Source organism: Neobacillus sp. PS3-40 (assembly GCF_030915485.1).
Taxonomy (GTDB): domain Bacteria; phylum Bacillota; class Bacilli; order Bacillales; family Cytobacillaceae; genus JAUZPL01.
Genome location: NZ_CP133266.1, coordinates 3322154 through 3337547, shown reverse-complemented (window position 1 = coordinate 3337547; position 15394 = coordinate 3322154). Strand labels below are relative to the sequence as shown.

Annotated in this window: 14 protein-coding genes; 6 read left to right on the top strand and 8 right to left on the bottom strand. The window is 38.4% G+C overall.

Annotated elements, in window-relative coordinates:
* Nucleotides 1-115: 115 nt before the first annotated feature.
* On the bottom strand, nucleotides 116-979 hold the full coding sequence (locus tag RCG20_RS16320) for a CvfB family protein (RefSeq protein WP_308181166.1): 864 nt from the start codon (nucleotides 977-979) through the stop codon (nucleotides 116-118).
* A gap of 117 nt (nucleotides 980-1096) precedes the next feature.
* On the opposite strand from RCG20_RS16320, the gene RCG20_RS16315 reads away from it, so the two are divergent.
* The 4 genes from RCG20_RS16315 to RCG20_RS16300 all read left to right on the top strand — a co-directional run bounded on the left by RCG20_RS16315 (nucleotide 1097) and on the right by RCG20_RS16300 (nucleotide 3441).
* Entirely contained in the window at nucleotides 1097-1591 is a 495-nt protein-coding gene (locus RCG20_RS16315) for a YajQ family cyclic di-GMP-binding protein (protein WP_308181165.1), read from the top strand.
* Nucleotides 1592-1706: 115 nt separating this feature from the next.
* Nucleotides 1707-2573, top strand: coding sequence for an SDR family oxidoreductase (locus RCG20_RS16310; protein WP_308181164.1), 867 nt, complete (start codon nucleotides 1707-1709; stop codon nucleotides 2571-2573).
* 321 nt (nucleotides 2574-2894) lie between these two features.
* Complete coding sequence (locus tag RCG20_RS16305) at nucleotides 2895-3167, top strand: ubiquitin-like small modifier protein 1 (RefSeq protein ID WP_308181163.1); 273 nt, start codon at nucleotides 2895-2897, stop codon at nucleotides 3165-3167.
* A 1-nt stretch (nucleotide 3168) separates the two neighbouring features.
* A complete protein-coding gene (locus tag RCG20_RS16300) occupies nucleotides 3169-3441 on the top strand; it encodes a MoaD-like domain-containing protein (RefSeq protein WP_308181162.1) in 273 nt (90 codons plus the stop codon).
* A 45-nt stretch (nucleotides 3442-3486) separates the two neighbouring features.
* Here the strand turns inward: RCG20_RS16300 and RCG20_RS16295 are convergent, their stop codons facing one another.
* A complete protein-coding gene (locus RCG20_RS16295; RefSeq protein WP_308181161.1) occupies nucleotides 3487-5328 on the bottom strand; it encodes an aldehyde ferredoxin oxidoreductase family protein in 1842 nt (613 codons plus the stop codon).
* 154 nt (nucleotides 5329-5482) lie between these two features.
* Here RCG20_RS16295 and RCG20_RS16290 point away from each other — a divergent pair, with 154 nt between their 5' ends.
* Complete coding sequence (locus tag RCG20_RS16290) at nucleotides 5483-6511, top strand: ThiF family adenylyltransferase (protein ID WP_308181160.1); 1029 nt, start codon at nucleotides 5483-5485, stop codon at nucleotides 6509-6511.
* Between the two features lie 276 nt (nucleotides 6512-6787).
* Here the strand turns inward: RCG20_RS16290 and asnB are convergent, their stop codons facing one another.
* On the bottom strand, nucleotides 6788-8638 hold the full coding sequence (gene asnB, locus RCG20_RS16285; protein ID WP_308181159.1) for an asparagine synthase (glutamine-hydrolyzing): 1851 nt from the start codon (nucleotides 8636-8638) through the stop codon (nucleotides 6788-6790).
* 176 nt (nucleotides 8639-8814) lie between these two features.
* On the opposite strand from asnB, the gene RCG20_RS16280 reads away from it, so the two are divergent.
* Complete coding sequence (locus RCG20_RS16280) at nucleotides 8815-9378, top strand: DUF2777 domain-containing protein (protein WP_308181158.1); 564 nt, start codon at nucleotides 8815-8817, stop codon at nucleotides 9376-9378.
* A 1375-nt stretch (nucleotides 9379-10753) separates the two neighbouring features.
* On the opposite strand, the gene RCG20_RS16275 is transcribed toward RCG20_RS16280, so the two are convergent.
* The 5 genes from RCG20_RS16275 to RCG20_RS16255 all read right to left on the bottom strand — a co-directional run bounded on the left by RCG20_RS16275 (nucleotide 10754) and on the right by RCG20_RS16255 (nucleotide 15385).
* Nucleotides 10754-11104, bottom strand: a complete 351-nt coding sequence (locus tag RCG20_RS16275) for a DUF1516 family protein (RefSeq protein WP_308181157.1) — start codon at nucleotides 11102-11104, stop codon at nucleotides 10754-10756.
* A 122-nt stretch (nucleotides 11105-11226) separates the two neighbouring features.
* Complete coding sequence (locus RCG20_RS16270; protein ID WP_308181156.1) at nucleotides 11227-12144, bottom strand: type II secretion system F family protein; 918 nt, start codon at nucleotides 12142-12144, stop codon at nucleotides 11227-11229.
* Nucleotides 12145-12147: 3 nt separating this feature from the next.
* Nucleotides 12148-13107 (bottom strand): type II secretion system F family protein, encoded by a 960-nt coding sequence (locus RCG20_RS16265; protein ID WP_308181155.1) that lies wholly within the window; start codon nucleotides 13105-13107, stop codon nucleotides 12148-12150.
* Nucleotides 13104-14525 carry a TadA family conjugal transfer-associated ATPase gene (locus RCG20_RS16260; protein ID WP_308181154.1) on the bottom strand — a complete coding sequence of 474 codons (1422 nt, stop codon included), beginning with the start codon at nucleotides 14523-14525 and terminating at the stop codon, nucleotides 13104-13106. The genes RCG20_RS16265 and RCG20_RS16260 overlap by 4 nt, the downstream gene beginning before the upstream one ends.
* On the bottom strand, nucleotides 14522-15385 hold the full coding sequence (locus tag RCG20_RS16255; protein ID WP_308181153.1) for a CpaE/TadZ family protein: 864 nt from the start codon (nucleotides 15383-15385) through the stop codon (nucleotides 14522-14524). Before RCG20_RS16255 ends, RCG20_RS16260 begins: the two co-directional genes overlap by 4 nt.
* Nucleotides 15386-15394 lie beyond the last annotated feature (9 nt).

Genomic DNA, 15394 nt, shown 5'->3' with positions numbered 1-15394 from the left:
CTTTCTTTTACATTACTACATAAAGTAGTTTCTGCTATTAAGAAAAGAGTATGTAAGTATTGTGGTGTATTTGGAGGAAATCTAAAAAAACAAGCATTTTAAAAATGCTTGTCCGTTACTCTTTTTTTTCATATGTCCAGCTATCGTCCTGGTAAACCTTACCTTGCTTCATAAGTGTGCCCAATGCGCGTTTGAAAGCACCTTTGCTTAACTGAAAACGATCCTGAATATCTTCTGGAGTACTTTTATCCGTATATGGCATTGCGCCGTTTCTACTCATTAAATACTCATAAATTCGCTCGGCATCTTGATCAAGCGATTCTTCCTTACGAGCCAATAAGGACACGTTGATGGTACCATCTACTTTAACATCAACTACCCTTCCCTCTACTTTTTCACCCAAGCGAGGTTCTTTTAGCCGTTGCGATTCATGGATAAAGCCTTTAAATCCTTCAAGTGTATAAATCCAGCTTCCTACCTTAGCAGTCCTGTAAATATATCCTTGAACATTCTTATTGAATTCCTGGCTAGTTGCCTCAGTTGAAATTGACTGTATTACCTGATCGCTAGCAAGTCTCGCATACAAAAGATAATTGCGGTCCGCCCTTAATGTCATATACACCATATCGCCAATTGCTGGCCATACAGACCGATGTACAGGCAAATCTTGCACGCCAAGTAAGATATCCTTTTGGACTCCAATATCTAAAAAAACACCAAGCCCAGGATTCGTATCAGTTACTTTTACCCATCCATATTTCCCAACACTTATTTCAGGAATGAACGTTGAAGCTGAAAGCCTTCCTTCCGAATCTGTATAAAGAAAGACATCTATACTCTCATCTATCTCGTATTCCTGTTTCGTCTCATTTTTATGTAACAATACATCTTCATTTCCATCTGTTAAAAAATAGCCAAAAGCAGCTACACGGGCAACAGTTAAATTCGTAACCTGCCCAACTAATTCTTGTAAAGACAAATTTGTCTCCTCCTCTTTCTGCTTTTTCCAGAAGGTTGTTTGAACTGCTATATTTTACTATAATAAAGAAATAAAAGAAACTTTATACGGATTACTAATTTTAACGGAGGTATAATAATGGCCAAAGATTGCTCATTTGATATTGTATCCAAAGTCGATTTTTCTGAAGTCACGAATGCAATTACTCAAACAATGAAGGAAGTTCAAACACGTTATGATTTTAAAGGCAGCAAAAGTGAGGTTACATTGGATAAAGAGGAGCTTGTTTTAATTTCTGATGATGAATATAAATTAGATCAGCTTAAAGACGTAATGCTCGGAAAACTAATTAAAAGAGGCATCCCCATTCGAAACCTCGACTATGGAAAAATTGAAAAAGCAGCAGGAGCAACGGTTCGACAAAGAGCTAAGCTTGTGCAAGGGATTGATAAAGAAAATGCAAAAAAAATTAACCTCATTATAAAAAATAGTGGAGTAAAGGTTAAAAGTCTAATCCAGGATGACCAAGTACGTGTTAGTGGGAAAAGTCGTGATGACCTTCAACAAATTATTTCAGCAGTTCGAGCATCAGATGATCTTACAGTGGAAGTACAATTTTTAAATTATCGTTAATTCAAGCGAAAAGGACTTATCTCCTTTTCGCTTTTTTATTTTCCCCAATAATTCCCACGTTTGTTTTTATCAGAAAAAAGAATGATAAAAACAGTTGATTTGGAGGGAGATAAATATGAACAATAAAAGTCAGAAAACCACATTTCCACCGCAGCATCAAAACCAGCAACCAGGGATCGAAAGTGAAATGAATCCCAGGCCTATTTCCGTTGACGAAAATTATAAAGGTAGCGGAAAGTTAGCTGATAAAATCGCCATCATAACTGGCGGGGACAGTGGCATCGGTAAATCTGTTGCTATTTATTTTGCAAAGGAAGGCGCAGATGTAGTAATTGTGTATTTGAAGGAACAAACAGATGCCGAGGAGACAAAACAGCTTGTAGAAGCAGAAGGACGCAAATGTCTACTCTTTTCAGGTGATATCGGCAGTGAAGATTACTGCAAGGAGATTATCAAAAATACAATTGATCAGTTTGGAAAAATTGATATTCTTGTCAATAACGCAGCTGAACAGCATCCGCAGAAAGGTCTTTTAAATATTACTTCAGCTCAGCTCGAAAAAACCTTTCGGACCAATATTTTTTCCTATTTTTATATGGCAAAGATGGCACTCCCTTATTTAAAAAAAGGGGCGTCCATTATTAATACTGCGTCTATAACGGCTTATGAAGGAAATGAGCAATTATTGGATTATTCCTCTTCAAAAGGGGCTATTGTTTCTTTTACTCGATCCCTAGCAAAGTCCTTGGCAACACAGGGCATTCGAGTAAACGGAGTTGCACCTGGACCGATTTGGACACCGCTTATACCGTCCACCTTTCCTGCAGACCAGGTTGCGACATTTGGCACAAATACTCCAATGGAGAGGGCAGGCCAACCCCATGAACTAGCACCAAGTTATGTTTTTCTTGCCTCCAATGATTCTTCATATATGAGTGGACAAATGATTCATGTTAATGGGGGAAAGATTGTTAATGGGTGAATAGATGTACCCTGTTTAGTCCGGGCAAGTGCTGGGGTGGTGCTTTTGTGACCATTACCTCTGTTTCTTGCCGTTGACGGGCGCATTGGTTTTCACTCACTCACTTACTGATTTCCGTCGTTCATTACCCTATGATTACCGCTAGTGCCTTTTTCTCCAAATCATAGGCATCAGCGGTCTTTTTTGATAAGTTCATTTACGCAAATCTATATACTGGAAAAAATCACAATTTTTTCTTCGAAATTGGTTAAACAACAGTGACAACCACTGCTTTTGGTTTTAATATGAAGATAAGCATTGAAATAGAAAGGAGTGGGTGTTTTGATTGTAAAGGTTTTTGCAAATCTTCGAGTGATTTGTGGGGGAATGACTGTTGAGGTTAATCCTCTTGGAAACAAGATCATCGATATACTTGATAAAATGATTAATGATTTTCCTGATTTACAGGAAGAAATATTTACTCCTGAAAAAACATTAAAACCTTTCGTTCACGTTTATGTAAATGGGCGGAATATCATCCATTTGGAGGATCTGGAAACGTTGGTAAACAGTACAGATCAAATAGCACTATTTCCTCCAGTGGCAGGTGGTTAACATGGTTCAGCTGGATCTGGAATTTCGTGGAATCAGCCTATCATATCTTGGCAAGTATTTTGAGGAACTTGGTTGCATTCCAATTACCAGCTCCTTTCCTTTCATTTTCAAAAATAGCGGCTGGAGCGCAGAAATTCAAAATGAAGAAGAACTATCATTAACGTCCATCATAAAAGTTAATATAATACATATCCGTTTTATAGCAGATAATGAGCAATTACTGAATTCCGTAGTTAGGAATTATCGTTATAAGACAACGAGAATCGGAGGATAATAGAAAAGGCTTCTGCACAGATGCAGAAGCCTTCTCTATTTCTAATTATTGTACTGGCTGATCTGAAGTGGCTTCAGGACTGATGATACCTAGTTCACGAAGCTTTTCTTCCGGTACGATACCGTCTTTCCAACCGCGAGCTTGATAGTACTCATCAAGCATAATATCCATACGACTTACGACTCCAGCACTGTTTCCTGAGGCCGGTTCTTCCGTAAATCGTTTTGGAAGAAAATCATTTTCCCGTTTATCGAATCCAGCTAGGTTGTTATAATACCTTTCAAGATTGTAAATTCTTTCGCCAGCCTTCATAACATCATCAGCAGTCATCGGTATTCCCGTCATTGCACTGTATTGCTCAGCGTAATTCTCTGCGCTTTCAGAGAAAGATGAGAACTTACAGATATTCATTGAATCAGAGAATGATAGCATGTCTTGGAATATCTTCAGTAATTCGCCTTTTCCTTCTGGTTTTAATCGATCTGTTGGCTCTGGTATTCCCGCAATTTCACTTGCAACTGTATAACCGCGCAAGTGGCAGGCACCACGGTTACTTGTTGCATAGCCTAAGCCAATTCCCTGGATACCACGAGGGTCATAAGCAGGAATCGATTGCCCTTTTACGGACATCGATAACTCTGGTGCTCCCCAAGATGCTGTTGCACGTGCTGGTCCCTCAGCAAGTATGCCTCCAAAGCCTTCACGGAAAGCAACCTTCCTTGCTAATTCAACCATTGCATCTGCGTCGCCCCAATTAAGTTTTTCTGAAATTAAACCTTTCTCATATGCTTCCATCGTAACCGAAAAAGCATGACCAAGCTCAATTGTATCAAGACCATATTCATTGCAGCGGTCAATTAAGTATGAAATAGCTTCTGCATCGCTTAAAAGACAGTTTGCACCAAAAGTCCAAGCTGATTCAAATTCGATGCTCTCAACTTTTGTCTTATACTTTCCATCCTTTACTTCAACCTCAATTTTGCAGGCAACAGGGCATGCATGGCACGCTTGATTAGAAACACGCAAATGTTCGTTAAAATATTCGCCACTATGCTTTTCAGCCTCATCCCAGTGTGTAAACTGTGAGTTTTTGGTTGGAAGTGCGCCTGCCTCATTAATTAAGTTCGTTAAAACGTTTGTCCCATATACGGATAATCCACCTTTATTAGGTGCCGTTAATCCGCCATCAAGGATTGCTTTAACAGCTTTTTGATTTGCACTTTTGTATTCATCTTTCAGCTTTGGTTCTGGCATATTGCCTTTTTGAGCTGCTTTAATGACAATAGCTTTTAACTTTTTATATCCAGCAACGGCTCCAACTCCACCGCGGCCTGCTGCACGATCATTTTCATTAATGAAACCGGCATAACGTACCGTGTTTTCACCTGCTTGCCCGATCGTCATGACGCTTAAGTCTTCCTCACCATACTTATCTTTCATTAATTTTATAGTTTCTCTTGTGCTAGTTCCCCACATATCTGCAGCATCGCAAATTTCAGCTTTACCATTTTCAATGTAAAGATATATAGGCTTGTCGCTTTTTCCAGAGAAAATAATATTATCAATTCCTGCCCATTTTAAACGAGCTGCTGTCCAACCACCCATATGTGAATCGGTTACTGTCCCTGTTAGTGGAGATTTGGTCACTACACAAAGACGACCACTCATAGATGAACGTGAACCAGTCACAGGACCTGTCATGACGCATAAAATATTTTCTTCTGAAAATGGTTCTACTTCTGGGCCATTATCCAATACATATTTAACACCCAAACCTCTGCCACCAATGTACTTTTTCGCTTCTTCCTCATTGATCGCTCTGTAATCAACAATCCCATTTGTCAAATCAACTAAAACTTCCTTGTTTTTAAAACCGCCTAAATTCAACTTCTCAACCTCCTTTTCACATATAGAAAAAAAACCTTACACTCTTATTAAATTAGACTATTGCCTAAGAAATTCCTGTTAAAATTCAATATTTAACAAATCTTTAATATTTTACTATGGTATATTTTATAATAGAGCTGAAAAGAGGGATATCATGGGAAATTTAGACCGTTATTCTAGACAAGTTCTATTCCAGCCAATCGGGAAAGATGGACAAAGAAAATTACTAGAGAGCAGGATCGCAATAGTTGGTGTGGGGGCATTAGGAACAGTGATTGCTAATCATCTTGTTCGATCTGGTGTTGGCCATGTAACACTCATTGATAGAGATCTAGTTGAACTATCAAATTTACAGCGCCAAACACTTTTTAGTGAAGAAGATTCGATATTAAATCTTCCTAAAGTAATTGCTGCCCAAAAGAGGTTAAATGAGGTTAATTCCACCGTTACCATTGAACCAATTATTGCTGATCTGAACCTTGACAATGCCGAGGATTTATTAGTTGGATTTGATTGTATTGTTGATGGAACTGATAATTTTATGACTCGTTTTTTAATTAATGATGTCGCTTTTAAGTACGGTATTCCGTGGGTTTATGGTGGTGCAGTTAGCTCGAGGGGAATGTTTGCCGTCTTTAAACCTGGGAAAACCCCATGCTATCGTTGTCTTTTTCCTAAAGTACCCTCCGGAATGGGCGAAACCTGTGATACTGTTGGCGTGTTGTCACCGATAACGGATATTATTGGTTCGTTTCAAGCTATTGAAGTCTTGAAAATAATAGTTGGAGCGGAAACCAATCCTAATCTTGAGCAACTGGATATTTGGGATAATTCTTATCTTCAAATGGATATAACTGATGGGAAAAATCCTAATTGTCCGACATGTGTGAACCATCAGTTTGATTATCTTGATCGTTCCTCAAATCTACAAGTCTCCTATTCTTCTCTTTGTGGGCGGGATACAGTGCAGATTAACCCTCGAAATAAACAACATATAGACTTAATGGATTTGGAAAAGCATTTGAAAAAAAATGGTAAAGTTTTTGCTAACGAGTTTTTATTGCGTTTTTGTCCCGACCAACAAACCGCACTGGTTGTTTTCAAGGATGGCCGTGTTTTGATACATGGAACAAATGATATTGCAAAAGCAAAATCTGTTTATGCAAAATATATTGGAAGTTAGTTTTGCCTTCACAATTGGGTTTACTCAGATTTTCGCTAGCCCTGCTCAACTCCAAATGGGAAGGAGGTTCTCTCCTTCCCCACTATCATTATTATTTCTAAAAGGCTGTTTTCGCATAGATTGTTGTTTTTCGTACCTAGTCTAAAAACCCGAAATAACAATAGTTTCGTGCTCTTTTCTTAAAAACTTCCTACGGTTTTCACCAGTAAACTGGAATCCCATTCTAATTTAGTTTCAAATAGCAACAAAGTTTAAGAAAAGAGCCTTCTAAAAAGTTCAATTTTCTTCAATATTAATGTTATAATCCTTGAACCAAATGTGTATTTGGGCAAGATACGCCAGCAATTGTGGCCCTTTCATCAATTGGCCGAACCATGGCTCTTTAAACGAATTTCCTCCAGATTCAACAATAGTTTGCAAGTACTCTTTGTTGAAAAATTCATGTAGTGCCGATGATTTATCTGTTAATATTTCCTCCATCAGCATTTGAACGGCCTTTGTATATTGAGGATTATGTGTTTTAGGGTATGGGCTTTTCTTTCGGTATAGGACTTCTTTAGGTAAAACTCCTTCAAACGCTCTTCTTAAAATCCCTTTTTCCCTGTTGCCATCCATCTTAATATGCCATGGAATATTCCAAGCATATTCAACAAGTCTGTGATCAGCAAATGGTACTCGAACTTCAAGGCTTGCTCCCATGCTCATTCGGTCTTTTCGATCAAGGAGGGTTGTCATAAACCAAATCATATTTATATAAAATAATTCTCTGCGCTTTGCTTCTTCTTTGCTTTCACCTTCTAATATTGGTGATTCTGCAATAGTTTCATGATACTTTTCCATGACATACTCATTGATTTTTAATTTTTTCTGCCAGAGATCTGCTAACAAATTCTGACGTTCAGAAACAGAGCGCATCCACGGGAACCCGGGGCGTTCCAAATCCTCTTTTCGATGAAACCATGGGTAACCACCAAAAATTTCATCAGCACATTCCCCTGAAAGACCTACAACGAAGTCTTTTTTTATTTCCCTGCAAAACCAAAGCAATGAAGAGTCAACATCAGCCATTCCTGGGCAATCCCTTACATGAACAGCTTCCATTAAATCATTTACCAATTGTTGTTGAGTGATGATTTTCCGATGATGTTCTGTTTGATAGGCCTGTGAAACCAGATTAATCCACAAATCATCCGAGTTAGGCTGAAATTCATCTGCCTTAAAAAATTGGTCATTTCCTTCATAATCGATTGAATAAGTGTGGAGCTGCCCTTTTCCACTAGCAGCAAATCCCTTAGCAGCTACCGCGGTAATGATACTTGAATCAAGTCCCCCCGACAAAAGCGAGCATAATGGGACATCAGAAACAAGTTGCCTTGTGATAGCATCTGTAACTAAATACCGGACCTTTTCAGCTGTTTCTGCTGCATTTTCCTTGTGTTCAGCACTCTTCACATTCCAATAGCGCCAAATTTTTAGCCCTTTTTTTGAAAAAGTAAGCGCATGCGCTGGGCGAAGCTCTTTTATTCCTTTAAAGATACCTACTCCAGGAGATCTAGATGGACCTAAGCCAAAAACCTCTGCGAGTCCCTCACGATCAAGTACAGTTCGGATTTCAGGATGTACTAAAATACTTTTCATTTCTGAAGCAAATAGGATGCCCTCTTTATGTTCTGAAAAGAATAACGGTTTTACCCCTAAGCGATCACGTCCAATAAAAAGTTGTTCTTTTTCTCGATCCCAGATTGCAAACGCATAAATTCCGTTCAAAAAATTAACACATTCTTCCGCCCATTCTATATAGGCTGTTATCAGGACTTCTGTATCAGAATGACCTTTAAAGGAATATCCTTTAGTATGGAGGACTTTGCGAATATCTTCAGTATTGTATAACTCTCCGTTATAACAAATGGTGTACTCGTTGCCTCTGGAATATTTCGACATCGGCTGTTTCCCGCCTTCAGGGTCGACAACAATTAACCTTTTATGTCCTAAACCAACGTGAACATCCGTCCAAGTATTTGTATCATCCGGGCCTCTTTTGGCCAAGGTATTAGCCATTTTTTCAATTGTATCCTTTTCATTTCTCATGTCTCTTTTAAAATCAATCCATCCAGATATACCGCACATTTCCCTGCCTCCTAGATCCAGCTAATGGTTCAACTTTTCAATTGAGAATGTTTCCCAACTATTCTATTCAGTGTAAATAAAAAGGTTAATTGTCCAAAAACATTACCATTAGGTTATAAATTCAGTAGAAATTGTCTATAAAAGGTGAGGTAAGCATCATTCACGGAGGTTAAGTGATGAATCGACAGCAACGTTTGAAACTATACGACATTCAATTGAGAGCCTATACCGAAGGATCAATTGAACAAATCAACGATCAATGGATTTTTTTTGACGAGGAAACAGACGAAGCGGCAATTTTGGACGATAACCTTCAACAGGAGATAGAGATCTTCAGGTTAAATCGTTGGAAGAAAGGAATATTGGTTGAACCTGGTAAAGTTTGTATTGGAAAAGAAGTCTTAATCCTTCGTGATCATGACTTAGTAAGGATTCGAAAGCATCTTATTTATTCGCTTGAAAGATTATTAGATGGGATTAATGATGATGCCTTTTTCCAATTCATAACGACTTTAAACTCTTTACATTTTTCTATAAACGATTGCCTTTATTGCTACAACCATTTATCCTTCCTAACGGATGATCACCGGAAAGACGGAGTAAACTTTATGGTTTTCGACAATCAGGAACAAATTTGTAATGTTCAGCATCACTTCTGCTACTACGAGAAAACAAATGACCGCTTCGAATTTACTTTAAATACTGGTAAACGGCTGATCATTGAGAAATTGATATCCTAGGAACACAAAAAGCTGCCAATTTAGCAGTTCAGATTGTCGAGAAAGGGGTATTTTTCTCGGCAATTTTTTTCTCAGAATCCGAATACCAAATTTATCAAAACTCCCTACAGATGGGCCTGTTGATTTCCGCTCCAGGCACTCGCTTTCCGCTGGGAGGTCCTGAAGCCTCCTCGGCGTTACCGCCTGCGGGGTCTCCAGTGACCTCTATATCCCGCAGGAGTCGAGTGCCCTCCGCTCCAATCAACAGGGAGGCACAACCTAAAGGATTGGACACACTTTTTCTAGCCTTTCTAAATGTGTTACAATTTTTTTAAAAATGATATTGGAGAATCCAACCAATAGTAGAGTGTTGTGGGACAGGATCTTTGAATTTTAAACCTGCAACTATTTACCTTATATTTTCGTTTTGAGAATAAAAAAAGTTTTTCGCGGATGATTTATTTCGTATTAAGAACGCATCTCTCATTAATATCATTTAATTTCCACCAGGATATTAATATTTTGGGGGGTAGCTGTAAAGAATATAGCATAATCGTCCCCGTGATCGAATAGAGCATGAATGATTCCCCAAGACCCCATTTATTGCTGGCTAAAGGAATCAAAGAGCATGAATGATTCTCCAAGACCCCATTTTCTACTGTCTAAGGGAATCAATAGTATGAATGATTCCCCAAGGCTCCATTTTTTGCTGTCTAGTGGAATCAAAGTAAGTTAACAGTTACGAATAGATCTTAATCTTGCCAGTGCAGTGACAGAGAATATCTATTCTATTTTTAGCTAATAAGAATTAATATCCATAAATTCTGTTAGCGCATAAGGGCAACTACGACTAAGCATCGCCCTTAGGGGCTCGCCAGTCAGCGAGTTTTCTTTATATTTACAATGGATGTTTTCAGACCTTTCTTCTTTATCTACTTGAGTTGATTGAAGCGGAGGGCACTTGACTCCTGCGGGATTTGAGGGAATGGGAGACCCACAGGCGGTACGCCGAGGAGGCTCCCATCCCTCCCCGCGGAAAGCAAGTGCCCGGAGCGGAAAGCAACGGGCAAAGTTATTGTCTAAATACAACCATTTATGCTCAAAGAGACTTTAGATTGGAATTTCACATTATTTAGAACCCTGAGTTAATGGCATTGGAGGCCCCCTGGCACGCCCGCGGAAAGCAAATGAGCCTGGAACGCCAATCAACAGACATGTTGAAAAGCCAATATATAATAATAGTAGTATAACAAATCAACGCGGTTAATTATTAAACATATTGAATAAATAAAAGGGCTATCGAAAGGTTTTTCGACAGCCCTAGCTGCCAATTTGGCAGCTTTTTTGTAATAATTCAACTTTGTTGATGATCCGTTTTAAGTCCATTTGTATGTATTTACGAAAATGGGTGGAATCCTAATGGTAGTTTTAAACCTAAATATAAAACTAACAGGAATGCGAATCCAAACTGATACCATAAAACAGATGTTTTTTTGTTTTTAGCAGTCCGTATTAATATTAATTCAATCAAAGAAATGATCCATAGACCCACCACTATTTTTACAATATACATCGGGCTTAGAATATAAAGAAGCATAACACCAGTGACTATAGTGAGTAGATAAAAGACTCTTAAAATCATATGGATAATCTTAAAGCCTTTTGCATTACCCTTTTTATTCAAGATCAATGCGACACCAAATAAAACAAGTGTTAGAATCCATGTTGAAACATGGGAGTCCGTCATCTAGTTGCCTCCTTATTTATGATTCATTTAATTTCCTCATGTTATCTCAGCATCGTCAAAAAAACTAAAAATAAGACTTCCATCTTCAATTGGTCGTCTTATTTTTTGTTTGGATTAAGTTATTATTTTTTAAAAGCATCGATGAATTGTATGATCGCTGGTCCTAATAAAACGATAAAAAGGCTAGGAAATATAAAGAGAACGAGGGGAAAAAGCATTTTGATCGGTGCCTTCATCGCTTCTTCCTCAGCCCTTTGTTTTCGTTGCTCTCTTACCTCAGTAGATTGTACTCTCAACACCTGAACCATACCAACTCCCAGTTTTTCTGCCTGCAAAATGCTGCTAATAAAGATTTTTACTTCGTCAACGTCAAGCCTGTCTCTTATTCTTGCAAGTGCCTCTCTTCTTGTTTTCCCCAGACGAATTTCCTCTAAACATCGGTGAAATTCTGATGCGATGACACCATGCTTATGGGAAACGACTTTACTAACTGCTGAATCAAAACCTAGACCCGCTTCAAGGCTTACCGTTAATAAGTCTAATATGTCTGGAAGCTCTTTGATGGCAAATCGATTCCTTGCTTTCGTCTTCTGCTTCAAATAAAGATGAGGAGTTACTAAACCGATCACTATTCCTAAAAAAACAAAGATCACAATGGCACTCACTCCGCCATTTAATAGTGTGGCATACCCACCAGAGCCAATTGGAAAGATGATAACAAATCCTGCTTGCCACAAACGAAAATCAACTGCAGTCATTCCCCTTGGACTTCCTGCTAATTGAAGTTTCCTTTCAATTTTTGCTTCCTTTTCTCCTGGCATTCTCTTTTTAAAACTTCTCTTAAAGTCATGAAAAAGTGGTGAAATCAATCTTTTTATTAACGATTGATATTCATTGTCCATTTTTACATTTTTCTTCGGCTTTTTACCTGTTAGAAAAACCTCTACCCTTTTTTGAACCCGATTCTTATTTTCTATTCGTAGTAGCAGAAATCCATAAATTAACAAGATAATGGTCAGACAAAACGAGAGGTAAAGCATCTGTTACACCTCTATCGTTGTAATTTTTTTGATCATCAAAAAGCCGATAATTCCGGAAATACCCCCAGCAATTAGCATGATTATTCCAATTGGATTATGAAAAAGTGTTCCAATATATGTTGGCTGCATTAAATAAATGACAAAACCAAGGATAATCGGCAGAAGGCCAATAACAATTCCAGATAACCGCCCCTGAGCTGTCAGTGTGGAAATCTGTCTGTGAATCTTTGTCCGTTCCCGGATCGTCTCAACAATTTTATCAAGTACGGTAGCTAAATTCCCTCCTACCTGTCTTTGAATAAGGATAGCTTGAATCATTAAATCTAAATCTTCACTTGGCATGCGTTCCAATAGATCATTTAAGGAATCCTCAAGACTCCTCCCATATTGCATTTCTTTAAGCAAAGACTCCATTTCATCCTTAATAGGTGAACTCGCTTCTTCTACTACAGTTTTTAATGCCTGGAGGAAACTAAAACCTGCCCTTAAAGAGCCAATAATCGTTGAAATCATATCAGGCAATGCCTCATTAAATTTCATCACACGCTCCCGTTCTTTCCTCCGTACATACCATTTTGGAAAAATAAATCCAAGTATTCCCCCGATTATAAAGAGCCAATTTCCGGTAATTAGCACTAATAAACAACCAGAAAATGCTGCTAGAATCCACTGAAAAAGGATATATTCCTCAGGCTTTATGGGTAGGCCTGACCTAGCAAGAGTTATTTCAAGTTTGGTATTCTTTTCTTTTGTTAAAAATTTTGTACGGATTCTTTTTTTCACTAATTGAAATTGGACAAGAAGATTGAAATGGTTTTGAGTTACTTTTTCATCCGTAAGTGCAAAATAATGGTTCATTCTCTTTTCAAGCCTTCGCTCTTTGAGAAAAAATCTTTGAAAAACACTCGCAAAAAAGAAAATAGTAGTAAAAAAGAATAAGACAAGGATCAAATAGATCATCATGATCCCCACACCTCATCACCCATAAATACTCCGATTGGTATATGAATGCCTGAAGCCTCAAGCCGCTCATAAAATTTAGGTCGCACCCCAGTCGGTACGAGCCTGCCAATTACTTTGCCTTCAGAACTAACAGCATCTTGCCTAAATGTAAAAATATCTTGAAGAACGATGATATCGCCTTCCAAGCCTTGAACTTCTGTTATACTAACTATTTTCCTTGTACCATCCTTTAGACGAGATTGTTGGATAATGACATCGATTGCTCCAGCAATTTGTTCCCTGATTGCTTTTATGGGAAGCTCCACCCCAGCTAAAAGCACCATTGTTTCTAACCTTGCAATCATATCCCTTGGACTGTTTGCGTGCCCTGTTGCAAGTGAACCATCATGTCCTGTATTCATTGCTTGTAGCATATCAAGGGCTTCAGCACCACGTACCTCCCCAATAATGATCCGGTCTGGTCTCATTCGCAAAGAGTTCCTAACAAGATCACGAATGGTAACAGCTCCTTTTCCTTCAATATTAGGCGGCCTTGACTCTAATGAGACAACATGATCTTGGCCAAGCTGAAGTTCTGCTGCATCCTCAATCGTTACAATTCGTTCATCCTCCGGGATAAAGTTTGAGAGAACATTGAGGGTTGTCGTTTTTCCAGATCCTGTTCCACCACTTACAAAAAGATTCAGCCTAGCTTTAACACATACCTCAAGAAAGATAGCCATTTCTTCTGATATTGTTCCAAAATTAACTAGATCACTTATTTGGAATGGATCCTTTGAAAATTTACGAATCGTAATTGTTGGCCCATTTAAGGCAAGCGGCGGAATAATGGCATTAACACGTGATCCATCAGGAAGCCTCGCATCCACCATTGGGGAACTTTCATCAATCCTTCTTCCTAGCGGAGAAACAATTTTTTCAATGACACTCATCACATGCTCATTATCTCGAAATTGAATGGAAGTCAACGTTAATCTCCCTTTTCGCTCACAATATACATGTCTTGGCCCATTTACCATTACTTCAGAAACATCTTCATCAAGTAATAGAGGATTAATCGGTCCAAATCCGGTTAAATCATTAATCAATTCCTCGACAACTTTCTTACGATCAATTTCCCCTCGAAACGATTCATCCTCTTTAATAATTTCGATTGCCATTCCTTCTAGCTTTGGAATAATATCATCAACATTATCCTCTTTAAGATCCTGCAAGATTCTTTTTTGGATTATATTCTTTAATTCCTGTTGTTTATTTTCTTTTTGAACCTTTTCTTCGAAACCATCTTTTTTCCTTTTTAAAAATATTGCTTTTTCCACTTTGGTAGTATGTGGGGAGGGAGCTTGGGGTACATGTTCCAATCTAGGCTCTTCCACACCCTTCAGGTTTTTTTCATGTATGCGGTTTAGTAAACTCATTCGCCAGACCCTCCTTTATTCCGCTTTTTTGAGAACCATTTTGACATAATGGAGTGGTTTGTTTTCGAATGAGTCGAATGAATGCTTCGATTGCTTGTAAGTAATTCTGCCATTTTAAAAACTCCTTTAGCAACCTCAGTTTTACCTTGACTGAGAACAAAAGGTACACCAATATTCAGTGATTGCGAGCAAATTTGAAAGTCATTTGGAATATAAATCGGATTTGCTTCCCCTAATATAGTTGCTGCATCCTCAGCTTTAATGACACTCTCCATATTTGCTCTGTTTATTATCACCCTAACTTTTGATCGCAGCCCAAGAACCTCCAATGTCTCTAGCAAAAGTTTTGTATTCTTCATTGCCGTCATTTCCAGATTTGTAACAACAAGTATTTTATCCGCTTTTTCAATCAAATGAATGGTTTGTTCATTTAAACCAGCACCAGTATCGGCAACGATGTAATCATGTTGTCTTACCATTAACTCAATAATTTTATCCATCGCCTCTTTTGTCACCAAATCAGCAAATTCTGGCCGCTCTGGTGCAGGTAGAGCTCGTACACCACTTTCATGTGTCGATAAATAGCCGAGAATGCTATGTTCATCAAGTGTTTCTAATCCTTCAATTACTTCTTTCACAGTAAATGAAGTGTGCAGGTCTAAAGCAAGGCTAACATCCCCAAATTGAAAATCACCATCAAGTACGGCTACCGAAAAATTCTTTTTAAATAATGCTACTGCTAAGTTTACGGTTAAAATGGTGCGCCCAATCCCGCCTTTTGCACTGCATACAGCAATCATTTCTCCATGTCTGCGATTAGTATTTATTTGCCCGATTTGCTCCTCAGTTCGGCCTGTCATGAATCGTCA